Origin of the sequence: Wohlfahrtiimonas chitiniclastica (genome assembly GCF_002252325.1) — a bacterium.
GTDB classification, from domain to species: domain Bacteria; phylum Pseudomonadota; class Gammaproteobacteria; order Cardiobacteriales; family Wohlfahrtiimonadaceae; genus Wohlfahrtiimonas; species Wohlfahrtiimonas chitiniclastica.
In genome coordinates, this window is sequence record NZ_NEFL01000001.1 from 1,025,470 (window position 1) to 1,048,388 (window position 22,919).

22 protein-coding genes are annotated in these 22,919 nt (G+C 43.7%); 2 read left to right on the forward strand and 20 right to left on the reverse strand.

Annotation, left to right across the window (positions count from 1 at the left end; all coding sequences use genetic code 11):
* Position 1: 1 nt before the first annotated feature.
* The 14 genes from B9T10_RS04750 to B9T10_RS04815 all read right to left on the reverse strand — a co-directional run bounded on the left by B9T10_RS04750 (position 2) and on the right by B9T10_RS04815 (position 14,873).
* Complete coding sequence (locus tag B9T10_RS04750; protein WP_246782149.1) at positions 2-1,252, reverse strand: SPOR domain-containing protein; 1,251 nt, start codon at positions 1,250-1,252, stop codon at positions 2-4.
* A 34-nt stretch (positions 1,253-1,286) separates the two neighbouring features.
* Positions 1,287-2,372, reverse strand: coding sequence for a 3-dehydroquinate synthase (gene aroB / locus B9T10_RS04755; protein WP_018121718.1), 1,086 nt, complete (start codon positions 2,370-2,372; stop codon positions 1,287-1,289).
* Between the two features lie 3 nt (positions 2,373-2,375).
* Positions 2,376-2,936 (reverse strand): shikimate kinase, encoded by a 561-nt coding sequence (locus B9T10_RS04760; protein WP_246781871.1) that lies wholly within the window; start codon positions 2,934-2,936, stop codon positions 2,376-2,378.
* Between the two features lie 45 nt (positions 2,937-2,981).
* Complete coding sequence (locus B9T10_RS04765) at positions 2,982-5,033, reverse strand: type IV pilus secretin PilQ (RefSeq protein WP_094537981.1); 2,052 nt, start codon at positions 5,031-5,033, stop codon at positions 2,982-2,984.
* A 13-nt stretch (positions 5,034-5,046) separates the two neighbouring features.
* Complete coding sequence (locus B9T10_RS04770; RefSeq protein ID WP_246534876.1) at positions 5,047-5,643, reverse strand: pilus assembly protein PilP; 597 nt, start codon at positions 5,641-5,643, stop codon at positions 5,047-5,049.
* 7 nt (positions 5,644-5,650) lie between these two features.
* Positions 5,651-6,319 carry a type IV pilus inner membrane component PilO gene (locus tag B9T10_RS04775; RefSeq protein ID WP_018121715.1) on the reverse strand — a complete coding sequence of 223 codons (669 nt, stop codon included), beginning with the start codon at positions 6,317-6,319 and terminating at the stop codon, positions 5,651-5,653.
* Positions 6,316-6,879 carry a PilN domain-containing protein gene (locus B9T10_RS04780; protein WP_008316477.1) on the reverse strand — a complete coding sequence of 188 codons (564 nt, stop codon included), beginning with the start codon at positions 6,877-6,879 and terminating at the stop codon, positions 6,316-6,318. Before B9T10_RS04780 ends, B9T10_RS04775 begins: the two co-directional genes overlap by 4 nt.
* A 1-nt stretch (position 6,880) precedes the next feature.
* Positions 6,881-7,918: a type IV pilus assembly protein PilM gene (pilM, locus tag B9T10_RS04785; protein WP_008316475.1), complete on the reverse strand. Its 1,038-nt coding sequence runs from the start codon at positions 7,916-7,918 to the stop codon at positions 6,881-6,883.
* Between the two features lie 81 nt (positions 7,919-7,999).
* Entirely contained in the window at positions 8,000-9,898 is a 1,899-nt protein-coding gene (gene parE / locus B9T10_RS04790) for a DNA topoisomerase IV subunit B (RefSeq protein WP_094537982.1), read from the reverse strand.
* Positions 9,899-9,947: 49 nt separating this feature from the next.
* Positions 9,948-10,838: a recombination-associated protein RdgC gene (locus B9T10_RS04795; protein WP_008316472.1), complete on the reverse strand. Its 891-nt coding sequence runs from the start codon at positions 10,836-10,838 to the stop codon at positions 9,948-9,950.
* Positions 10,838-11,512, reverse strand: coding sequence for a phosphoglycolate phosphatase (locus B9T10_RS04800; protein WP_094493944.1), 675 nt, complete (start codon positions 11,510-11,512; stop codon positions 10,838-10,840). Before B9T10_RS04800 ends, B9T10_RS04795 begins: the two co-directional genes overlap by 1 nt.
* Before the next feature lie 9 nt (positions 11,513-11,521).
* A complete protein-coding gene (rlmD, locus tag B9T10_RS04805) occupies positions 11,522-12,862 on the reverse strand; it encodes a 23S rRNA (uracil(1939)-C(5))-methyltransferase RlmD (RefSeq protein ID WP_094537983.1) in 1,341 nt (446 codons plus the stop codon).
* Positions 12,863-12,907: 45 nt separating this feature from the next.
* Positions 12,908-13,405: a Cys-tRNA(Pro) deacylase gene (gene ybaK / locus B9T10_RS04810; RefSeq protein ID WP_063455818.1), complete on the reverse strand. Its 498-nt coding sequence runs from the start codon at positions 13,403-13,405 to the stop codon at positions 12,908-12,910.
* 85 nt (positions 13,406-13,490) lie between these two features.
* On the reverse strand, positions 13,491-14,873 hold the full coding sequence (locus B9T10_RS04815; protein ID WP_094537985.1) for a DegQ family serine endoprotease: 1,383 nt from the start codon (positions 14,871-14,873) through the stop codon (positions 13,491-13,493).
* Positions 14,874-15,122: 249 nt separating this feature from the next.
* Here B9T10_RS04815 and rpsU point away from each other — a divergent pair, with 249 nt between their 5' ends.
* A complete protein-coding gene (rpsU, locus tag B9T10_RS04820) occupies positions 15,123-15,338 on the forward strand; it encodes a 30S ribosomal protein S21 (protein ID WP_008316464.1) in 216 nt (71 codons plus the stop codon).
* Between the two features lie 120 nt (positions 15,339-15,458).
* On the opposite strand, the gene B9T10_RS04825 is transcribed toward rpsU, so the two are convergent.
* Positions 15,459-15,776: a monooxygenase gene (locus B9T10_RS04825; RefSeq protein ID WP_008316463.1), complete on the reverse strand. Its 318-nt coding sequence runs from the start codon at positions 15,774-15,776 to the stop codon at positions 15,459-15,461.
* A 152-nt stretch (positions 15,777-15,928) separates the two neighbouring features.
* Between B9T10_RS04825 and typA the strand changes: the two genes are divergently transcribed.
* Positions 15,929-17,752, forward strand: a complete 1,824-nt coding sequence (gene typA, locus B9T10_RS04830) for a translational GTPase TypA (RefSeq protein ID WP_008316462.1) — start codon at positions 15,929-15,931, stop codon at positions 17,750-17,752.
* A 69-nt stretch (positions 17,753-17,821) separates the two neighbouring features.
* On the opposite strand, the gene B9T10_RS04835 is transcribed toward typA, so the two are convergent.
* From B9T10_RS04835 to B9T10_RS04855, 5 genes are all read right to left on the reverse strand, one after another.
* Positions 17,822-18,952: a calcium:proton antiporter gene (locus B9T10_RS04835; protein WP_051028024.1), complete on the reverse strand. Its 1,131-nt coding sequence runs from the start codon at positions 18,950-18,952 to the stop codon at positions 17,822-17,824.
* Positions 18,953-19,115: 163 nt separating this feature from the next.
* Positions 19,116-19,676 carry a single-stranded DNA-binding protein gene (ssb, locus tag B9T10_RS04840; RefSeq protein WP_026165637.1) on the reverse strand — a complete coding sequence of 187 codons (561 nt, stop codon included), beginning with the start codon at positions 19,674-19,676 and terminating at the stop codon, positions 19,116-19,118.
* Positions 19,677-19,745: 69 nt separating this feature from the next.
* Positions 19,746-20,507, reverse strand: coding sequence for an SPOR domain-containing protein (locus tag B9T10_RS04845; protein WP_246782150.1), 762 nt, complete (start codon positions 20,505-20,507; stop codon positions 19,746-19,748).
* Between the two features lie 16 nt (positions 20,508-20,523).
* Positions 20,524-22,230, reverse strand: coding sequence for an arginine--tRNA ligase (gene argS / locus B9T10_RS04850; protein WP_008316458.1), 1,707 nt, complete (start codon positions 22,228-22,230; stop codon positions 20,524-20,526).
* Between the two features lie 10 nt (positions 22,231-22,240).
* Positions 22,241-22,897: a ProQ/FinO family protein gene (locus B9T10_RS04855; protein WP_008316455.1), complete on the reverse strand. Its 657-nt coding sequence runs from the start codon at positions 22,895-22,897 to the stop codon at positions 22,241-22,243.
* Positions 22,898-22,919 lie beyond the last annotated feature (22 nt).

The following is a 22,919-nucleotide window of genomic DNA, read 5'->3' on the forward strand; positions in this document are numbered from 1 at the left end:
TTTAGGATTCCTTTCTAACTTTCAATGGTAAGCGCTGCACACTCGCTGGCAGCTTCTTTTTGCCCTCAATGGCCTGTGACTCTGTGTCATACGGCCCAATGAAGGCAATCCATACGGTTTTACCCCGCTCATGGATTTTAGCATATTGTACTTGCCCGGGGATCGATCGTCCTTTTAACTGCTTTTCAAGTGCCGCGCGTTCTGTGTCACGACTAAGCTCAATAATGTAAGGCACGGCTACTTTTTTGTTTTTCGTGGATGCTTTTTCTTTCTGTGGCGGCGGGACTTTGGCTTTCGAAATTGCTTCAGGTGAATGCGCTGCCTCAACAATCGGTTCGCCCTTGACCATCAAGGCTGGGGCCACCGCCACCATTTCAATGGGTTTAACCACTTTCACAGGTGCTGTGGGCTCTGGTGTCACGGTGATCACTTTTGGCACCGGCTCCACCACTTTGACAGGCGGCATCACTTCATCCACCACAATCGTTAAATCGGGGGCATCTGTGACCGCAGGCTCTGTTGGCGCTTTTTGCCACCATTGCCAAGCCACAAATCCTGCAACCCCAATGATTGGAATCAATAACCACCATAACCATTGAAAAGAGCGCTGTACGCTTTTCATGGGTGTTGGGCGCTCTTCTTCCAATAACTTTAACAATCTACCAATGTAACCATACGAAAGATTATGCAGCTGATTGATCTCTGCAATGGAGATCTCTTTATTTTGATTCAGATGCTCAAACACGCTGTCCACAAACTGCTTAGATTCCATCATGTTCATGGAAGTGAGTGTGATGACTTCAGCGCCTTTTAACAACTCACGCATCTCGATGTGCGCGGGCGCAATGCCCATGAAAGCGACCAACGTCACTTTTGAAAAAAGCTCAGGATGATGACTAAACAGCGTCATCACTGCACGCATTTCTGCATATGGCAGCGCTTCGACATCATCAATCAAGAGATAAGCATGCGTTTTGTGTTGCAATAATTGTGTGAGCCACGCTTCTAAAGCGGCTTCAAAATCAGGGGCATCAAATTTCGGCCACGTACAGACAGTGCTTGGGACAACGCTGTGATCACGCCCATTTAAGCTGGCCACCGCGTGCGATGGATCTTCAGACAATGCCCGAAACAATTCAGACAACAATCGACTCTTACCTGAACCATTCGGCCCTTGTATGCACAGTAAATGGGTTTGACGCGCCTGACAAACATCGATTAAGTGCGTCAAAATTTGATCATAAGGTGGCACCTTGATCCAGGGGAGTCGATCTAACCTCAATGTCTTACGCGTCCTTTGTCATGGTCATATGGAAAGCTTCTTCAATGTACGCTTTCGGTACATTGCCCATCACAACCCCTTCACCAATGTCAGATAAAAGAATGTAACGGATGTCTGTTGCCGTGTTTTTCTTATCAAGCAACATCACTTCCCACATGGCATCAAATGAAAATTGCTCTTTCATAGACGTTGGCAATAAGAATGATGTCAAGGTCTCTTCAATTTCTGCCACTTTCTCTGGGCTCATTAAGCCCATTTTCTCAGAAACAATCGCCGCCATGCGCATGCCAACCGCCACGGCTTCACCATGCAAAATGCCTTTATAACCCATATTTTTTTCAATCGCATGGCCAAACGTGTGCCCTAAGTTTAATAAAGCGCGGCTGCCTTGCTCAAACTCATCTTCCATCACGATCTCTTTTTTATTCTGACAAGAGCGCGCCACCAACTCTTTAATCGCCGTTTTATCGCGCATCAAAATGGCATCTTTATGGTCACGCAACCAATAGAAAAAGTCACGATCACGAATCAAACCATATTTAATCACTTCAGATAAACCACTGATGAATTCACGGCGCGGCAATGTGTCTAACACATCCACATTGATGAACACGGCTTTTGGCTGATAAAACGTGCCCACCATGTTTTTACCAAGGGGATGATTGATGGCCGTTTTACCGCCCACAGAGCTGTCCACTTGTGCCAATAAACTTGTGGGAAATTGAATAAAATCAATGCCGCGCTGATAAATGCTCGCCGCAAAGCCCACCAAATCGCCAATCACGCCGCCACCTAATGCAATCAATGTGGCTGAGCGGTTATATTTTAAAGTCAATAATTTGGTGATGATTTTTTGTAAGGATTCATTGTTTTTAAAGATTTCACCATCTTCGAGCACCAATGTTTCAACACGTTTATTGGGCAATAATCCCACCACATAATCCATATACAACGGCGCAATGGTGGTGTTTGAAACCACCAAGACTGTTTCACCACGAACTTTTTCTTCTAAGCGGTCAGTGAACATATTTGTAGAGGCGATACAAATGGGATAAGAACGGTCACCAAGTTCGATATCTATAATTTTCATAACTTAATTCTTTAAATCCTTTAACGGAATACACCAATCGGCTGAAACATTCATAGGGTCATTATACAAAGAAAACAGAAGATCAGAAATCTCTTGCGGGGATCGACCTTCCACTAAGATGCGATAATGGGCAGCATCTAAATAAATCGGATGACGTTCATCATAAATATTTTGTAGGGTGCCAAGGGGAGATGTGGTTTTTAACAGCGGACGCGTTTGATCGCCTTTGATGCGCTCAAAAATGGCGCTAGGTGCCAAATCTAGAAAGATCACGGTACCACGGGATTTTAAATAATCACGATTCACATCCCGTAAAATGGCGCCGCCACCGGTGGAGAGCACAATGTTTGGCAATAAAGACAATGCATCGATGGCTTTGGTCTCTAAGTCACGAAAGGCCACTTCACCTTGCGTTGCAAAGAGGTCTGCAATCGATTGCCCTGCCTGATTTTCAATATAGGCATCGCTGTCAATAAAGGAAAAGCCGAGTTGTTCGGCTAAGGCTTGACCCACTGTGGTTTTACCCACACCCATCGGGCCCACTAAAAAAAAACTATTGATCATTTTCATGACCAATAGTTTCTATCGTTTTACTGCAAGAATCAATAGTTATTTCACAATATTCGGCGTCAAAAAGATGACCATTTCTGCTTTACTATTCTTCGTGCTTTTATTTTTAAATAAGTTACCCACAAATGGTAAATCACCTAAAAATGGGACTTTAGAGATGTCATCACTTGAATCTACCGTATAAATCCCTCCAAGCATGACGGTTTCACCATCACGAACAATGGCTTGCGTTTTAATTTCACGCTTTTCAATCGCCACCTGATCATTGATGACGCCACCTGGGTTATCTTTCTTAATCTGAATGTCCATGATGATGTTGTCATCTGGCGTAATGCTTGGTGTTACTTTAAGTTCCATCACCACATCTTTAAACTCAGTGTTGGTGCCACCATCTGTGGTTGTGGTTGTATAGGCAATTTGCGTACCTTCGTTAATGTATGCTTCTTGACGATCCGTTGTCATCAACGTTGGACTTGCTAAGCGCTCAGCTTTACCATCAATTTGCATGGCTTGAAGTTCTAAGCTTGCATTAAAGTGCTTACGCAAAATGGATAAACCAAACACCCCCATGCCGCCTGAGAACGTACCACCACCCCAAACGTTAGAAATACTTGAAGCAGGCGCCTGACCTTTACCTGATGGTGCACCTATTGCACCCACTTCACCCCAACCGCCATGATGCGCTTGATTCGCGCCCCATTTAACGCCAAGGTCACGGGTCACTGAATCTGTGGTCACCACAATTTCAGCTTTAATGACCACTTGTCTTAATGGACGATCTAAACGATTGATGAGCTCACGCACAATGCGCATTTGCTCAGGTGTATCACGCACAATCAATAAGTTTTGGTTCGGATCCACCGTTAAGGAACCGTGTTCAGAAATACCGGTGGATTGCACGCGTGTACCATCTGCATTGGTGCCTTGTTGAGAGGATAATACTTGTGCCAACTCTGCCGCTTTTGCGTTATTGATTTGGATGATCTCTGTGATCAAATCAGGGGCTAATGTACGCGCTTCATTTGCAGGCATGATGTACACAACATTACCGCTTTGTTGTTTCACTAAACCTTTTGAGCGTAAAACCACATCTAAGGCTTGATCCCATGGCACATTTTGTAAACGGATGGTGATGCGGCTATTGACGCTGTCACTCACGACAATGTTTAAGCCCGTAAAGTCCGCAATGATCTGTAAAATGGCACGCACATCAATATCTTGGAAGTTGATGCTGATTAAATCACCGGTGAACACATCTTTTTCACCTAAAGCACTTTTCTTTTGCTCAACCATTTGGCGCTTTGGCTTCACAATCAACTGAAACTTAGAGCCAATTTGTTGGGTGCTGTATTCATAATTAGATTGTGTGCGAATGCGCACCGCAGCCGTTCCGTTATTATTGACCACTTCTAAAGCAGACACAGGCGTTGCAAAGTCCGTCACTTCAATGCGGCGCACTTGCGCAGGATTCCACGCAACACCGGGCACAGAAACCGTTAAACCACGGGTTTGTTCATCCACCAATTGCACTTGTGTTTGGGCATTGGGTAAAAAGACTTCGATTACACCCGCGCCTTGTGAGTTACGGAAAAAGCCCACATCTTTTGCAACAGGTTGATTGACCATCAAATCCTGACTGGGCACATTTGACTGCACAGAATTTTGCCAACCGGCTTGAGTGGTTTCATATAAATTTTTAGGCGCTAACGTCACCACCACTTCATTACCACGGCTATTGACCGAGTAAGTGCTGTTGTCTTTTAATTTAACCGTAGAGCGCACTTTATTGTTCGCGTACATGTTTTGTACATCAGACACAATGTTGTTATTAATCGTGCGATTTTTCAACACTTGATTGACGCCTGTGGATGCAAAATCGAGCACCAATAAATTTTTATTGTCTAAATAAAAGGTTTTTGGGGCTTGTACATCACGATCAAAGTGATAACGCAATTCAACATTGCCATTGGCTAACGCCACAGATTCAACGGCCGTCAAGCGCTGCGCACTGGCCGTGGAGAACAATAAAGCAGACAATGCAACAGAAACTGCGCCTAAGTGATAGCCATTAACGGGCTGAGTTAATCTCATAAATACTCTCCAATTATTTTATTTTTAACGATATTTTATTTGGTGCAGAGACCCATGCATTCGGATCTTCTTTATTGCCGGGGGCGAATTTTTCATCAATGAAAATGTCGCGCTCTGTGATTTTGTTAATGCGTCCAAAATCGCGGCCAATGTAATCACCGACGCGTGCCATGATGATTTTGCCTTTGCCATCATCGATCAACGCAGCCGTTTCGCCATTTTGCAATGACATCACACCAATCATTTTTAGGTTGTCTAACTCATACTTTTCAAGTGGGCCAGGTTTATAACCTTCAGGTCTTTCAGGATCGTGTTTTAAACGCACTTTACTCTGTACAGCGACATCAAAGTCACCATAATCAAACACCCCTTTAAATGAGCCTGACGCCACAAATGGATCGCGGCCTTGGGCAATATAAAATAAGGTGGTATCGCCCATGTCTAAGCTATTGGCGATGCTGTCAAATTTACGAGATTTTACTTTGAGTGCCACAGATTGCTTTGTATCCATGATGCGCTCTTCTACCGGTTCCCCACGCTCAAATTGCTCAAAGCAACCTTGTAAAATGAACGCCGATACCAATACTGTCATAATTTTTGGATTCATCATTCTTTCCTTATGAGTTATATCGATAGGTTGCAATCAATGCTGAAAACGCCTGACGACCGGACACACCACAGTCAAAGTTAGGCACCACAACGTTTGGCACGTTTTTTAACATCTCAATGCCTTGTGGCAATTGAGCAGTTGGCACAAAGCTATTGATACCAAAGTTATCAAGCGTAATGATGCGTTCAATTTCTGATAAGTTTGCCACAAATTGACCAATCTGATCATACGTTGCACACCCTTCAATTCTCACAGGAATCTTGGTGTAAAAGCCTGCCGATTGCTCTGCTAATGGCATCGATTGTCTCACATCAATCCCTGCGCGCATCGCGTTCATATTGAGCTGTTCGATAAAGTTTGCCGCATTCAATTCACGCGGTAATTTCTTACGCACTTCTAATAAGAGTTGATTCACTTGCTCAATTTCAGCCAAATAGAGATCGGCTAAGGCTTTAAACTCAAGTTTTTTTGCCAACTCACCCAACTTTTGGTTTTCACGATCTTTTTGTGCTTGGAATTGATCCACAAATTCAAAATATTTAAAGGCGCCAAAGGTCACCACTGCAAATGTTAAAATGGCACTGCCCACACACACTAAGGCACGCGTCCATTTAGGTTGCTTTGCTAAATTCTCAATGGAAAAGAGTTCATTAAAATCAATGCTGTTTAAATTCATTTTGCATCCTCTTCAATCGCCGATTTTTTTTCAGGGTCCACAACCACGCTGTAAGAGACCACGTTATTGCCATCAATCACCACTTCACGATGCGGTGGAATCGGCGCAGGGCCAATGTTTTTATCGAGTTGATCTAAGTGACCGGCTAAAACATCACGATCTTTTGCCAAGGCATTAAAGCTCAATTGATTCAATGTAAAGGCCAATGAGATCAAGAAGGCATCCTCTGGCATTACAGAAGAGAATTGCTCCATCATGCCCACCACTTCAGAGCGTTGGGCGGCCAATTCACGCAATACATTGAGCTGTTGTTTTAACGCTTCTGTTTGGGCTTTACGCTCATTCATCTGCTTTTCAACTTGGCTGAGTTTAGCAAGTTCCATATCAATGATGCTGGTGCGCACTTCACGCGACTCAAGCTCTTCATTGACAAAAAAGATCACCGCGGCAGCTAAAATCGCCCCAATGAAACAGCTTGTCACCAACCAGCTTTTAACTTTTTTCTCACGCTGAAGCTTAAGCTCTTCGCGCCACGGTAATAGATTGATTTTAACGATCATATTAGAGTAATCCTCGCGTTGCTAAGCCGGCTGCGGTTGAAAGTGCTTCAATGCTTGAGCCGTTTAATTTAGTATAGACTTTGTCATCCACATCAAAAATCATGTCGGGTGACAACACTTCCACCTCAACATTCGTCAATTGTGTGCTCAACGCATCGAGGATTTGTGGATAACAAGCGGTTGCCCCTGAGATGTATAAACGATGACACGTCACTTGTGGGTTATTGGCCACATAGACGTCAATCGATGATTGTAATTGCACCATCATTTCAGAGATGAATTGCTGAATGCTCTCTTGAATGTCTGCAGCGCCACTTAATTTATATTTTTCCGCGTCTTGCAAAGAGAGGGATTTTTGTTCTGTGATCAACTGTGTTAAGCGCTCGCCGCCAATGGGTACATCGCGCACATAAACAGATTGATCACCGGTGACCACATTTAAACTTGAATGCATCAAACCGATGTCAAAAATCATCACAGCATCATAATCAGACATATTGTCAATGTCACCTTTTAAGTGCAATAGATCTAATAAGCCATAAATATTGATGTCGATGGCATTGACTTTAAGCCCTGCGATGTCCGCACAGATTTCGCGCTGATTGACAAACTCTTTTTGCGCCGCAACGATCAACACATCTGTGTGCCCTTCTGCACTTAAAGAGGGTTTAATCGGTACAAAGTCAATGAACACTTCTTCAGAAGAGAATGGGAAATATTGCGACACGTTTGCCTCAATGGTTTTCCACAATTCATCGGTTTTTAACTTTGTTTCCATCGGCACAGAACGCACCATCGCCACCGATGTCGGGATCGCCAATGTTGCCTCTTTACAGCTACCAAACGCTGACATCGCTTTATTTAAGCTGATGCCGGCCACATCAATTTCAACGGGCATGCCATCTTTCCAGTCGCCTTCGCAGTTAAACACAAGGGCGCGGGTTAAACGAAAATCTTTGCCTTTTCGTTGCACTTCTGCGATCTTGATTGAATATGATCCTATGTCTATTCCGATACACACACTCGGCTTTTTAGCCATACTTATTATCCTCGATTCATTCTTATTTAAAATTAGCTGCCTGATTCTACTAGTAGCATTATGTAAAATCAATTTTTTTAATTATGCCTCAACCTTGCTAAATTCCTGATTTTCAATCCATTCTTTACGCTTAGCGCTCAATTTTTTATTCAACAAACGATCAAATACTTGATTTATATCAGTGTCATCCATCGTTAATTGTACTAAGCGGCGTGTATCCTGAGCCATTGTGGTCTCTCTGAGCTGAATCGGGTTCATTTCACCAAGCCCTTTAAAGCGTGTCACAGAGATTTGTTTACGGCTTTTATTGTATTTTTTTATGATCTCGCTTTTTTCATACTCATCTAATGCGTAATGCACTTCCTTGCCAATGTCGATGCGATACAACGGTGGCACTGCCACAAAAACATGCCCCTCTTCCACCAATTTTCTAAAGTGGCGCAAGAATAATGCACACAATAAGGTTGCAATGTGTAAACCATCGGAATCCGCATCCGCAAGAATACAAATTTTGCCATAACGCAAGCCTTCGAGGGTTTCACATTCAGGATCAATCCCCATTGCCACAGAGATGTCATGAATCTCTTGTGAGGATAAGATTTGACTTGAATCCACTTCCCAAGTGTTGAGAATCTTACCGCGCAGCGCCATGATCGCTTGCACCTCTTTATCACGCGCTTGCTTTGCCGAGCCGCCTGCTGAATCCCCTTCCACTAAAAAGAGCTCCGTCAGCGCCACATCATTGCTGATGCAATCGGCCAATTTACCCGGCAATTTAGGGCCTTGGGAGATTTTTTTACGCACCACAGCTTTTGAGGATTTAATGCGCGCATGAGCATTTTCAATGATGAGGGTGACAATCTCTAAGCCCTCTTCGACATGTTTATTGAGCCAAAGGGTGAAGAAATCTTTCACAGCGGCTGACACAATGTTGGCGATGTGGCGAGAACTCAAACGCTCTTTGGTTTGGCTCGCAAATTGTGGCTCCACCATTTTGAGTGATAATAAGAAATTGAGATTGTGCATCACATCTTCTGGGGCAATTTTTAGATTGCGCGGCAATAGATTGCGCTGCTCACAAAATTCACGGATCGCATCGGTTAAACCATTTTTCAAACCATTGACATGTGTACCGCCAGCAATGGTGGGAATTAAGTTCGCATAACTTTCCATCATCAATGGCGTGCCCTCTTTCATCCATGCAATCCCCCAAGTGAACTCTTCCGTTTCACCGGTAAATTCACCAATGATGGGCGCAACCGGCACAATCTCTTCACCGCTTAATTGATCTTCAATGTATTCAGTAATGCCGCCTTCAAAGAACCATTCTAGGCGCGCACCTTCAGTATCTTCTGCCACAGTTTCATCAATCAAGGTGATTTTTAAACCCGCAGCCAACAATGCTTTGGCTTTTAACAATGGAATCAAGCGAGCTTTAGCGACTTTGTCATAATCAAAGTAGCTGCCATTCGGCCAAAAGCGCACTTCTGTCCCACTCAATTTTTTATTGGCAAACGGTGCTTGTGTCAGTGATTCCACACACTCGCCATTGGCAAAAGCGATCTTATACTCAACGCCTGCTTGCCAAACGGTGACTTCTAAACGCTCAGACAAGGCATTGACCACAGAAACCCCAACACCATGCAAACCACCGGAATAGTGATACACATCTTGATTAAATTTACCGCCGGCGTGCAACTTAGTTAAAATCAGCTCAACACCGCTGACGCCATGCTCAGGATGGATGTCCACTGGCATGCCGCGTCCATTGTCTTTGACCCCATATGAGCCATCTTTATACAGCGTGATGGTGACATGATCCGCAAACCCCGCGAGCGCCTCATCCACTGAGTTATCAATCACCTCTTGCAATAAGTGATTCGGACGCGTGGTGTCGGTGTACATGCCTGGGCGTTTTTTGACAGGATCAAGCCCCGTTAATACTTCAATCGAGCTTGCGGTATATTTCTTTTCAGCCATGGTCAACCTATAAATTCTTTAATCTAAAAACAAATGAAACGGGCATCAATTATGCATTTGATGCGTGATTGCTTAATGCATACACATGATCGATGAGCTTACGGTATACATCCACTGCCAAATACCATTCAGCTTGCATTGCAGCCGCAGGATCATCGTCATGATCTAAATTCTCTTGGAAACGTTCTAAAAACTTCAGGCGTTTAAACACAAAATCGCCCGCCATTGAAAACGTCACTTGCTCATCAAACCCTAAAGAGAGTTTGGTCACTTGCCAACCCTCTTTCAATGGCTCTTGAATCTCTTTTGCGTCAAGGGGCACGCCTTTAAACTTCGCGTTGCCGCCTTCGTCTTTCATCTCTTTGAGCTCAACATCGTACAAAAGATCAAGCGCGTCAGACTCAACGCCATATTGTACCCAATGGGTCATCGCAGCGGTGACTGAGTGATCTGGCACTAAAGGAATGATGGGCAAGCTCCCCAATGTTTTACGCAAATGGCTCGTCAACAGAGAAGCTTTTTTAGCAGAGCTTGCATCCACCACCAACCAATTTTTCTCAAGGTCAATGTACGCAAGCATAGAAGAGCGATTGACCAACGCATTGGGCAACAATTCATTGGTCACCATTTCTGTCAGTTCTTTAAGCTCAGAACGACTGACATTTTTTAATTTTTTCTCTTCAATTTTTTTCTCAACGGCTGTTTTCACCGCAGAGTTTGGCAAAATCTTATGCTCAATCCCCAAACGCACAAACAGCGCTTGATTGACTTTTTCCACATACTGCTGCCCATCTTTATAAATCGGCAACCAACCTAAACTTTCCAACTCTTCTGTTAAACAATTGGTTAAGGGTTTTGCAGAAAGCTTCGCTTCCATCTCTTCTAAAGAGCCATTAAACGGCTCCTCAAAGCGGTAAATCAATAAATTTTTAAAGCTCATCAGTCATTCTTCCATGTTTCAATCACAGGTAAGATCGCCGCAAAATCATCCACCACAGCATCTGGGGATGCATGGGCGATCGATTCCCCATAGTTATAACCGTACGTTAAGGCAATCGAGCGCACGCCAGCATTTTTCGCTGCCAAAATGTCATTACGCGAATCACCCACAAACACAAACTCACGTTGCGTTAAGCCAAGCTGCCCCAAAATCTTAAAAATGGGCGCAGGATGCGGCTTGATTCTCGCCACATCATTCGCACCAAGCATTTCGGTAAATAGATGATCAATGCCTAAGTAATGCATCAATTCTGGCACAAACTTTGATGGCTTATTGGTAATGAGCACCAAATCATACCCTTGTGCTTTTAAGGCTTCTAAAGTCACTGTCACCTCAGGGAACAGTGGACTGCCGCTCAATAACTCATCCTGATAGCAATCGGACAATATGGCCATGGCACGCGCGCGGTATTCATCATCACTCGGTGCACCCGCCCAAGCTAAAGCGCGCGTCAATAACATTTCAATGCCATTGCCAATCCATGTGGTGACGAGCGCTTTGCCGGGCTGCGGCAAACCTAAACGCTCACACATGCCATCGACTGTATTTCCTAAGCCTTGAGCGCTGTCCACCAACGTACCATCTAAATCAAAACCAATTGCCTCAATTGCCATTGTGACTCCTTATTTTTTAACGAGCAGCGCCATTGATTCCACATGGGCTGTGTGCGGGAACATGTCCATCACACCTGCATCGGTCACTTCATAGCCATATTGCACCAACTCAGCTAAGTCACGCGCCAATGTTGCAGGATGACAAGACACATATAAAATGCGTTTTGGGGCCAATTTGCCTAAATACGGCATCATTTCTAATGCGCCTGAACGCGGCGGATCCACCAAGATCGCGTCATATTTAAGCTGCATCCAATCGGCATCATCTTGATTTTGTGTCAAATCTGTACAGTAAAAATCAACATTCTCTAAACCATTGCGCGCCGCATTTTTCGCAGCCCACTCAGTTAAGCTTTGATCCCCTTCCACGCCAATGACCTTGCCAGCTTCTAACGCTAAAGGCAAAGTGAAGTTGCCTAAACCACAAAAGAGGTCAAGCACCGTTTCATCTTTTTGCAGCTTTAATAAGTCTAGCGCTTGTTTGACCATTTGTTGGTTGATCATTGGGTTCACTTGCGTAAAGTGATACGGCTTAAATGCCATCGTTAAACGATCAAGTAATTGATAATTCAACAAATCATCGCGATCTTCCACATCACTTAATAAATAAGTCGAGGCTTCATTTTTAGGCTGTAAATAGATGAGAATGTTGTGCTCAATGCCAAATGCTTTAAGTTTGGCTTCATCTTCTTCAGTGGGCGTTTCTAATACGCGAAAACTCAATGCCACTTGATCTGAACCAATGGCCACTTCAATTTGTGGGATTTTATCTAACAGCGTTAAATCACCAATTAAGGTAGACAATGCCGGCAACAAGTTCGCCACTTTGTCTTCAAGCACAGGGCAGCTGTCCATATCCACAATGAATGGTGCAAATTTCTCACGAAAACCCACCAACACTTTCTCTTTTTTCGCCACATATTTCACGCCTAAACGCGCTTTGTAGCGATAATGTTCACTGGGTGATCTCAATGGCGGCATTTGCTCGGCCACATCAAAGTCGAGTTTTGCCTGTTTTTTCAAGTTCGATGCCAATTGTTTGGCTTTAAAATAGATCTGTTTTTCAGGATCTAAATGCTGCAATGAACAACCGCCGCAGGTGCCAAACACATCACAAATGGGCGCCACACGATCTGGCGATGCTTTTAATACTTCAATGGTTTTCGCTTCATCGTAATCTTTGCGGCTTTTGACGTATTGCGCCATCACCACTTCATCCGGCAATGCGCCATTGACAAACACCACCTTACCCTCCACATGGGCAACGCCGCGGCCATCGTGTGTAATGTCCGTGATGGCCACTTCAAATGGTTCTTGGGAAAATTTTTGTCTGTGTCTACGCTTTGCCATTTTTGCTCAAAACCCTAAAATAAAAAGAAGCGATCATATCACAAATCACTCCGCTTCAAGGTCGGAAATGTCTGCAAATTGACATCGCACGGCTTTTAATAAATCTTGTGGGGCAATTTTAATTTGCGTGCCGCGCTTCCCCGCTGAAATGATGATATAAGGCAAAGACTCTGCGGCACTTGCAATGAAGGTTGGAAATGTTTTCTTCATCTTAATGGGCGAACAACCGCCACGCACATAACCTGTTAATGGCTCTAATTTTGCCACCGCAATCATCTCTAATTTTTTATGCCCACTCGCTTTAGCTAAGCGTTTTAATGAAAGATGCTCCGCACTTGGGATCACCGCCACCACATAATCATGATCACTGTGGGTGACCAGTGTTTTATACACCACATTCGGCGATTCACCGAGCAATTGTGCCACTTCTAATCCGCCTTTGACTTCATCACCCTCACACGGATAACTTAACGCTTCATAATTGATTTTCAATTGATCTAATGCGCGCATTGCATTGGTTTTATCCACTTTTGACTTCGCCATGATGTCACCTTTTAATTGAAAGCCATTAGTATACCCAAGAAAAAAGCCCCTTTGCGGGGCTTTGTTGTTCAATGTTTCATCCACATTAGGATTTTTCTTTAATGGGCACCGCCACAAAGTAAGCATTTGAGCCTCTGTGCACCAATAAACGCACCACATCACCTTTTTTCACAGATGTAAGGGCTTGATTAAAATCTGCCACCGTCAAGATGTTCTGCCCATTGATCTGGCTGATGATGTCGCCATCACGAATGCCCACATCAGCTGCCGCGCCTTCTGTCACGCCGCTGATCACCACGCCTTGCTGCACACTGTTTTGTGGCAATGCTTCCACGGTGATGCCCAATAGATTGTGTGCACCATTTTGTGCCGTCACCGCCAATTGATCACCATCTACCGCTTTAATCTCCACGGTTAAGTTCTGTTTTTTGCCATGGCGTAAAATCTCTAATGTTGCCGGTTGATCCACTTTCGCACGGCTCACCAATACTGGCAATTCACTTGATGTATGAATGGTTTGACCATTGAAAGATAAAATCACATCGCCCACTTGAAGATCAGATTTTGCCGCAGGACCATTGGGCACAATGCTCGACACAATCGCCCCTTGGGGTTTATCCAAGTTAAAGGTTTTGGCTAAATCAGCATTCACATCTTGAATTTGCACGCCAAGCCAACCGCGCACCACTTTACCGTTTGATTGCAATTGCTGCACCACATCCATCGCCAAATCAATCGGAATGGCAAAACTCACGCCTGCATAACTGCCTGTACTGGTGTAAATTTGTGAGTTAATGCCGATCACCTCGCCTTTTGTATTAAAGAGTGGACCACCTGAGTTGCCTGGGTTAATCGCAGCATCGGTTTGAATGAATGGCGTATAACTGTCACTCGGTAAATTACGGCCAAGAGAACTGATGATGCCTTGCGTTGCCGTATAATCAAGCCCAAATGGCGAGCCCACAGCCATTACCCATTGTCCCACTTTTAGATCTTTGACATCGGCAATTTTCACGGCTGGCAAGTTTTTCGCATCAATTTGCAGCACCGCCACATCTGAGCGATCATCTTTGCCCACGAGTTTTGCTGGCAATTCACGGCGATCAGACAACTGCACCAAAATCTCATCGGCTTTACCCACCACATGGGCATTGGTGACAATTAAGCCATTTTGATCCACAATGAATCCTGAGCCACCGGCTTGCACAATGCGTTCACGCGGCTTTTGTGATCGCTGTCTTGGTTCACCAAAAAAGAATGAAAACGGATCGCGTTCATCAAAGAAAAAGGGAAAGCCTGGCATCGTTGGCACCTCTTCTTTGCCTTTGACTGTGATGCTCACAATCGAGGATTTATTATTTTCAAACAATGTACTCCAATCGGGCAGCGTTTGTGAGACCGCGACACTCATCAGTAACAATGAGCCCATCACACCCACATACACGCGCGCCATCCAAGGTTTTTTCATCAATGTGCCTCCTTATGGAAATTTTTATACAATCGTGATGAGTGCAGTATAGGTTTATTTTTGCAAACATTCGTCATGAAAAGTAAATTTCTCGTAAATCAAAATGCTGGCAATCGTTCATTGACACAAAAGAAAATGCGCTTTTTCTTTTACATTAAAATCAATTTCCTATATAATTTTGAGCTTGGTGTTTTTTGATCTTTCAAAAAACGTTTTTATTTAATTAATTACTAATTGGGGTGATGTTTAATGCCTTCCGTCAAGATTCGTGACAATGAACCTTTTGACGTAGCTCTGCGTCGTTTTAAACGTGCTTGTGAAAAAGCTGGCGTTATCGCGGACGTACGTGCACGTGAATTCTTTGAAAAACCAACCGCAGAGCGTAAGCGCAAGGCTGCCGCTGCTCAGAAACGCCATTATAAGCGTATCATGCGTGATTCAATTCATCGTAAACGCTTATACTAATACAATCTTATTGCATTAGAACGTTTCAAAAAAAGCCTCAGATTTCTGAGGCTTTTTCCATTTTATGGATTCAATTCATTTCAACTGATTTACGTTACTCTTCATCCATGATCATGCTCCTTATGAAATTAACGCCGCAGGAAAATGGTCAATCACAGACAAATCAACATTTGGGGTAAAGATTTTTGTCTCAATGTCCGTAATGCCAAAACTCGTTAAACGCGCACAATGCATCTCTTTATAGGCTTCTAATGATTCATAATCACTAAACGCATACCAACCGCCTGCGCGCGAAGTTGCTGCATTTTCTGTCCAAATTTTCCAAATGAGTCCGTTTGTGCCGGCAATGTCTTGCGCCAATGGCTTGTACGCTTCGCTCATTTCTGCACCAAATGGGCCTTCTGTATGGAAATCAATTTGCATTAAATAGACTGTCATCGTGATCTCTCCTTTTCTCTAATATACGCTTTAATTTCATTAAAAGCTGCCAACTACCATAAAATTCATAAAATTGACAGCGTGAGCATTTAGTATGCTAAAATGTTTGATCTCATTTTTTCACAACCATTCACTGATAAGGGCTTACTCAAGTGATCGAAAAATTACGCAATATTGCGATTATTGCCCATGTTGACCATGGCAAAACCACTCTCGTTAACCAACTCCTTAAACAATCCGGCACATTCGACCCACGCATGCAAGTGGCCGATCGTGTGATGGACTCAGGACAAATCGAGAAAGAACGCGGCATCACTATTTTGGCAAAAAACACAGCGATCAATTGGAATGATTATCGCATCAACATCGTAGATACTCCAGGACATGCTGACTTCGGCGGCGAAGTTGAACGTGTATTGTCCATGGTTGACTCTGTTTTATTATTAGTGGATGCGGTTGAAGGCCCGATGCCTCAAACACGCTTTGTGACACAAAAAGCATTTGCAATGGGCTTTAAGCCTATCGTTGTGATCAACAAAATTGACCGCCCTGGCGCTCGTCCTGATTGGGTATTAGATCAAACGTTTGACTTGTTTGACAAATTAGGTGCAACGGAAGAGCAATTAGACTTCCCTGTGATCTATGCATCTGGCTTAAGCGGCTTTGCTGGCAATACACCGGATGTGCGTGATGGCGACATGACAGCTTTATTTGAAGCGATCGTTAAACACGTTGATGCACCTAAAGTTGAAGTGGATGCACCATTCCAATTACAAGTTTCTTCATTAGATTACAACTCTTATGTGGGCTTAATTGGTGTGGGCCGTATTCAACGTGGTCAAATCAAAACAAACTCACAAGTGACAATCATTGACCGTGAAGGCAAAAAACGTAACGGTAAAATTCAAAAAATCTTGGGCTTCCATGGCTTAGATCGTGTTGAGTTTGAATCTGCACAAGCAGGTGACATCATCTGTTTCACAGGGATCGATCCTTTATTCATCTCTGATACATTGTGTGATCCTGCGCATCCTGAAGCGTTGCCACCATTGACAGTGGATGAACCGACCGTTTCGATGTCTGTACAAGTGAATACGTCTCCATTTGCGGGTAAAGAAGGTAAGTTTGTCACATCTCGCCAAATCAAAGAGCGTTTAGAAAAAGAGTTGTTACACAACGTTGCATTGCGCGTTGAAGACACTGAAGATCCTGATCGCTTCAAGATCTCTGGCCGTGGCGAGCTTCATTTGTCTATCTTGATCGAAACCATGCGTCGTGAAGGCTTTGAAATGGCTGTGGGTCGCCCTGAAGTTATCTTTAGAGAAGAAAATGGCGTTAAAGTTGAACCTTATGAAACTTTGACCTTTGACATCGAAGAAGATCACCAAGGTAAAATCATGGAACAAATGGGCATTCGCTTTGGTGAATTGACCAACATGGTTCCAGATGGCAAAGGCCGCATTCGTTTAGAATACATGATCCCATCTCGTGGTTTGATCGGTTTCCAAACTGAATTCATGACATTAACAAGTGGTACAGGCTTAATGTTCCATAACTTTGATCATTACGGTCCTTACAAAAAAGGTGAAGTGGGTCAACGTTTGAACGGCGTATTGATCTCCATCGGTACAGGTAAAGCCTCTGCGTACTCATTGTTCAACTTACAAGATCGTGGTCGCTTATTCATTGGCCATGCTGAAGAAGTGTATGAAGGTCAATTGATCGGTATCCATTCACGCGACAATGACTTAACTGTAAACCCATTGAAGGCAAAACAGTTAACAAACATGCGCGCCTCAGGGACAGATGAAGCATTGACATTAACGCCACCGATCCGCATGACGTTAGAACAAGCCATCGAATTCATTGATGATGATGAGTTGGTTGAAGTGACACCAAAATCCATCCGTTTACGTAAAAAATACTTAACGGAAAATGATCGTAAACGTTTTGCTCGTGCTTCTAAAGATGCATAATGCTTAACGCAAGATGATAAAAAAAGCGATCTAAAAGATCGCTTTTTTGTTGCTTCAAAATCAATCCGCCTAACTTAGAATCATCATCAAATACGCACCAAAAATCACAAGGTGCGCAACGCCATCGACCTGATTGGTGCGCCCACTGGCAAACGTTGCCTGACAAAGAATAAAAATCCCGATCAACAGCATCGCATCCACCATATCAAGGCCTAACACAATATTGTTGCCTGTCAACAGCGAAATGATGACCACCGCAGGCACCGTCAATGAGATGGTCGCCAACACGGAACCAAAATACATATTAATGGCGCGCTGTAAATCATTGGCGAGTACAGCACGAATCGCGCCTAAGCCTTCCGGTGCAAAAATTAAGATCGCCACAATTAAACCGGTTAATGCTTTCGGTGCCTCTAAATTACCAAGCAATGTTTCAAGCGGCGTTGAATCCACCTTTGTGATGGCCACCACAGAGATCAAATGCACCACCAACCATACGCCATGCCAAATGTTTGAATGGGGCGAGGGTACCCCTTCATGATCCGCATCCTGATCTTCATGCTCATAAATGAACAAGTTTTGATGGGTTTTGGTTTGAATGATCAAAAACACTGCATACAAAACGGCAGATAAAAATGCCACCACCAACAATTGACCATTGCTATAAGTGCCCGATGGCAATACACTTGGCAAAATGAGCACCACAAATACCAATGGAATGATGCCTGTTAAATATTGTGTGACGCCTGCTAAGTTCACATGTTGCGTTCTAAATTTGCGTCCACCTAACAATAAGGAAACCCCAACAAAGCCGCTCGTGACCAACATAATGAGTGAATAAAGCGTATCACGCATCAATGTGGCATATGGACTGACGCCACCATTTTCCGCAGCTGAGCTGCCAGAGGTCATCACTGCGGTGATTAAACTCACCTCTAAAATCACCACCGACAAGCTTAAAATCAATGAACCATAAGGCTCACCTAAACGGTGTGCAAAGATGTCCGCATGGCGCACCACACTGAATGCACTGTATAAAATGGCACCTAAAGAAATTAGGTTAATCACCACCAAAAATGGCGTAGATGTGGTGTTTTTAAAAATAACATCAAAAATAATCACCGCGACGGCTAAAAGTACAGCGTACTCTTTGTGACGCGTGCCTTGATTTTCAATGACTTGTTCTTCTTTTTTGATCATGTCATGTTCCCCTTGTACGTATTTTGCGCGATTATATACCACGCAATTCATTGTACAAAAGTTTTTTTGCAAAATTTGAATGATTTGATGAATTTTTTTTATTTTCATAAAAAAACCCAGTATTTTAACTGGGTTTTTCTGCATGTTCGTGATTTAAGATCACTTAGAATGGAATGTCATCCTCAAATGTATCATTATCAAATGCTGGCTGTACGGATGGCTTTGGTGCCGCAGGTTGCTGCTGTGGTGCTGCATTTTGATAATTTTGCTGTTGCATTGGCTGTTGTGCTTGACCACCATAACCACCACCTTGATGATTTTGCTGACCATAGTCATTTTGTGCGCCATAATCGCCTTGAGCACCATCCATTGCGCCCTTACGATCCAGCATCTGCATGGTGCCTGACATGTTTACAACGATTTCTGTGGTGTAACGATCTTGACCAGACTGATCCGTCCATTTACGGGTTTGCAATTGGCCTTCAATGTAGACCAAAGAGCCTTTACGCAAATATTGTCCTGCAATGTCTGCCAATTTACCGAAGATCACCACACGGTGCCATTCAGTGCGTTCTTGTGGCTGACCTGAGTTGCGATCTTTCCAGCTCTCAGATGTTGCAATTGTCATGTTCGCAACTGCATTGCCGTTTGGCATATATTTTACTTCAGGATCACGACCTAAATGACCTAACAAAATGACCTTATTAATTCCGCGCGCCATAATCTTTCCTTCACTCTGAAAACTAATTGACTACTATACTTGATTTTGTGCTAAATCTCACGTTGCTTTGATTTATTTTACTTCAAAGTAACTGATCTTTAATGACCCTAAACGCTCTTTAATCGCATTCAATTCCTTATCTGAAAAGGGACCTAAATGCACACGATAAACGGTTTTTTGGGCATTGTTTTTGCCTTGAATGATGCGAGGGGCAAAGCCATACTGCGACAATTTTGCTTGCTGTTTTTCCGCCTCTTTTTGAGAGATGAAACTACCAATTTGCAAAATGCGCGTTTTCTTTGCCGTTTGCTGTGGGGTGGGTTTTTCTTGACGCACACTCACTTTTTGTGTGCTCTCTAGCACCAAAGGCGCCATTTTAACAGGCAGATTATTTTTAGGTGACTCTGGCTTGAGCGCCACTTTCGTATCTGTTTTTGTGGGCTGCACCACACTCTCTAACTGCAACTGCGGTGGTTTATTGACATTATCAATCATGATGCCGCCAAACTTATCTTCCGCCCGCAAATTCAGGGAACGCTCTTCAAGCTGCGTATAAAAGTTATACTCTTTTGCGCCTTCAAAATCTTCATCCGATAAAGGCTTGATCACCTTTTTCTTGGCGGCTTTTTGCTCTTTAAGCAATTGAGCCGCCGCTTCTTTGGCCTGTTTTTTCTCAGCACGATGCGCCTGCCAAGCTGAAAATCCCCCCGGACCTAACGTCATCGCGGCAAGGATCACTGTGACAATAATCAAGCGTCGATTCGCCTGCGCCCGTGGACTTTTCTCCCCGGACGAAAGCGGATTGTGACTCAGTTTTTCAGCTTGTTTTTTCACATTGAACACCGCAAAACTACATTTTATGAGGCGCTGTTAATCCTAATAGGTGTAAACCATTGGCAATCACTTGTTTTGCCGAGGATAAAAGGTAAAGCTTCGCATCTTGCAATGCTTGATCATCCGTTAAAATACGGATCGCTTTGCCCTCTTCATCTTTTGCATTGTAATAACTGTGCACAGCACCTGCCAATTCTTGTAAATAAGCAGCAATTAAATGCGGTGCGTTGTTATTGTTTGCAGAGATCACCATTTCAGGGAAACGAGAAATCACGCGCATCAATTCATAATCTAATTCAGTGTCTAAACGATCAACATGCGCTTTGGCACTGTTGGCATCAAACGCTTGTTGTTTAGAACGCTCATCTAACAATGAACAGATGCGAGCGTGAGCATATTGAATGTAGTACACAGGGTTTTCCGAAGATTGGCTGCGGGCTAAATCAATGTCAAACTGCAATTGTGAATCGGGTTTACGCGCCACTAAGAAGTAACGGGTGGCATCCTTGCCCACTTCATCGATCAAATCACGAAGTGTCACATAGCTGCCGGCACGTTTAGAGATTTTCACCTCTTGACCATCACGCATCACAAGCACCATTTGGTGCAACACGTAATCTGGCCAACCTTTTGGCACACCGATTTCTAAGGCTTGTAAACCTGCGCGAACGCGAGCAATCGTACCGTGATGGTCCGCGCCTTGTTCATTGACCACACGTTTAAAGCCGCGTTCCCATTTATTGCGATGGTATGCCACGTCTGGCACAAAATAGGTGTATCCACCCTCTTTTTTACGCATGACTCGGTCTTTATCATCCCCAAAGTCTGTGGTTCTTAACCACAATGCGCCATCTTGCTCATAGGTAAAGCCGTTATTTGTCAATTCTGTCACTGTTTTTTCAACAGAACCATCTTTATACAAAGAGGATTCTAAGAAAAAGACATCAAAATTCACATCAAAGGCTTTTAAATCCAAATCTTGCTCATGACGCAAATACGCCACTGCAAATTCACGGATGTTTGCTAAATCTTCTTTATCACCAGTTGCCACGATGCTGCGATCATCTGCTTGCACAGTTTTTTTCGCAAGAAAATCGTTGGCAATGTCCATGATGTAATCACCGCGATAACCATCGGCTGGCCAGGATTCATCTTCAGGCGTTTGACCATCGATGCGTGCTTTTACAGACAACGTTAAGTTATCAATTTGTGCACCGGCATCATTGTAGTAAAACTCTTTGGTCACCTCATAACCATTGGCCGCCATAATGCGCGCTAAGGAGTCACCCACAGCGGCACCACGACCGTGCCCAACATGCAAAGGACCGGTGGGATTTGCAGAGACAAACTCCACTTGTACTTTATCCCCTTGCCCAATGGTGTTGTGGCCATAGCGATCTGTCTTAGCATGGACCTCGTTCAATTCATTGAAGTAAGCTTGTTTTGCCAATGTAAAGTTCATAAAGCCTGCGCCAGCGACCGCTACGTTTTCAATCATCGGATTGCTTGGCAATGCGGCAATTAACATATCCGCGATTTGTCGTGGTGACTTTTTAAGGTCACGAGCGAGCATCATGGCTAAGTTACTGGCAAAGTCACCATGCGCCACATCACGTGTGCGCTCGATGCTTAAAGCAATCTTTTCAGAAGGAATGTTGAGATTTTCAGTGCTGTTTAATGTCTCTACAGCACTGTGTAACGCGGATTCTATGATAGTTTTCATTGGTTCTTAATTAATGCTGATTGAATTTAGATAAAAGGCTTTGCATCTTCTCATCGAGATTTTGCGGTGCAGCCTTACTCTCTTCTTGAGCTTTAGGGGCTTTAAACTCTTTTTTCACAAAAGGTTTAGCAGCGCCTTGAGGTTTTGCTCTGTGTCTTGGTTTTTGCGTATTCGCTTGCTTTTTCTCAGCGATTTGCGCTTTCTTTTCAGACAAGCGTTTGGCCTTCTCAGGCTTATTTTTCGCTAACCAAGCTTCGATTTTTGCAATTTCTGCACGCGCCGCTTCTTTTTGCTCTTCGGTGATCTCTTCGGCTTGTGTGCCATCTAAGTTCAAACGATGAGATGCAAACACCAAGGCGTTTTGATAACGCAATTGACGCGTGTAGTTGAACATCGCTGCGCGCAAGGTCATGGAGTTAAAGCCCCATTCAGCCACAATCGGTTGCAACACTTTATGCATACCAATGGCTAAAGGCACCGCTCGACCTTGCCCAGCTTTCGGGAAAATGGCTGGATATTCTGCGGACAAACGCGCTAACAACTCATTCACAGCTTGTTGCTTTTGTTTGAGTTTTTCACGCTTTAATTGCGCTTGATTATCAACTGCCTCTGTTGGCAATTCTACAGCTTCAGTTGTATCCATTAAGTTTTGTTTTTCTTCTGTCATGACATTAAACGATTGTTAAATA

Excerpts from the sequence above, each read along its gene's own strand:
- aroB (WP_018121718.1), bottom strand. The coding sequence starts at position 2,372 with ATGAAAATTATAGATATCGAACTTGGTGACCGTTCTTATCCCATTTGT.
- B9T10_RS04760 (WP_246781871.1), bottom strand. The coding sequence starts at position 2,936 with ATGATCAATAGTTTTTTTTTAGTGGGCCCGATGGGTGTGGGTAAAACC.
- B9T10_RS04765 (WP_094537981.1), bottom strand. The coding sequence starts at position 5,033 with ATGAGATTAACTCAGCCCGTTAATGGCTATCACTTAGGCGCAGTTTCT.
- B9T10_RS04770 (WP_246534876.1), bottom strand. The coding sequence starts at position 5,643 with ATGATGAATCCAAAAATTATGACAGTATTGGTATCGGCGTTCATTTTA.
- B9T10_RS04775 (WP_018121715.1), bottom strand. The coding sequence starts at position 6,319 with ATGAATTTAAACAGCATTGATTTTAATGAACTCTTTTCCATTGAGAAT.
- B9T10_RS04780 (WP_008316477.1), bottom strand. The coding sequence starts at position 6,879 with ATGATCGTTAAAATCAATCTATTACCGTGGCGCGAAGAGCTTAAGCTT.
- pilM (WP_008316475.1), bottom strand. The coding sequence starts at position 7,918 with ATGGCTAAAAAGCCGAGTGTGTGTATCGGAATAGACATAGGATCATAT.
- parE (WP_094537982.1), bottom strand. The coding sequence starts at position 9,898 with ATGGCTGAAAAGAAATATACCGCAAGCTCGATTGAAGTATTAACGGGG.
- B9T10_RS04795 (WP_008316472.1), bottom strand. The coding sequence starts at position 10,838 with ATGAGCTTTAAAAATTTATTGATTTACCGCTTTGAGGAGCCGTTTAAT.
- B9T10_RS04800 (WP_094493944.1), bottom strand. The coding sequence starts at position 11,512 with ATGGCAATTGAGGCAATTGGTTTTGATTTAGATGGTACGTTGGTGGAC.
- rlmD (WP_094537983.1), bottom strand. The coding sequence starts at position 12,862 with ATGGCAAAGCGTAGACACAGACAAAAATTTTCCCAAGAACCATTTGAA.
- ybaK (WP_063455818.1), bottom strand. The coding sequence starts at position 13,405 with ATGGCGAAGTCAAAAGTGGATAAAACCAATGCAATGCGCGCATTAGAT.
- B9T10_RS04815 (WP_094537985.1), bottom strand. The coding sequence starts at position 14,873 with ATGAAAAAACCTTGGATGGCGCGCGTGTATGTGGGTGTGATGGGCTCA.
- rpsU (WP_008316464.1), top strand. The coding sequence starts at position 15,123 with ATGCCTTCCGTCAAGATTCGTGACAATGAACCTTTTGACGTAGCTCTG.
- B9T10_RS04825 (WP_008316463.1), bottom strand. The coding sequence starts at position 15,776 with ATGACAGTCTATTTAATGCAAATTGATTTCCATACAGAAGGCCCATTT.
- B9T10_RS04835 (WP_051028024.1), bottom strand. The coding sequence starts at position 18,952 with ATGATCAAAAAAGAAGAACAAGTCATTGAAAATCAAGGCACGCGTCAC.
- argS (WP_008316458.1), bottom strand. The coding sequence starts at position 22,230 with ATGAAAACTATCATAGAATCCGCGTTACACAGTGCTGTAGAGACATTA.
- B9T10_RS04855 (WP_008316455.1), bottom strand. The coding sequence starts at position 22,897 with ATGACAGAAGAAAAACAAAACTTAATGGATACAACTGAAGCTGTAGAA.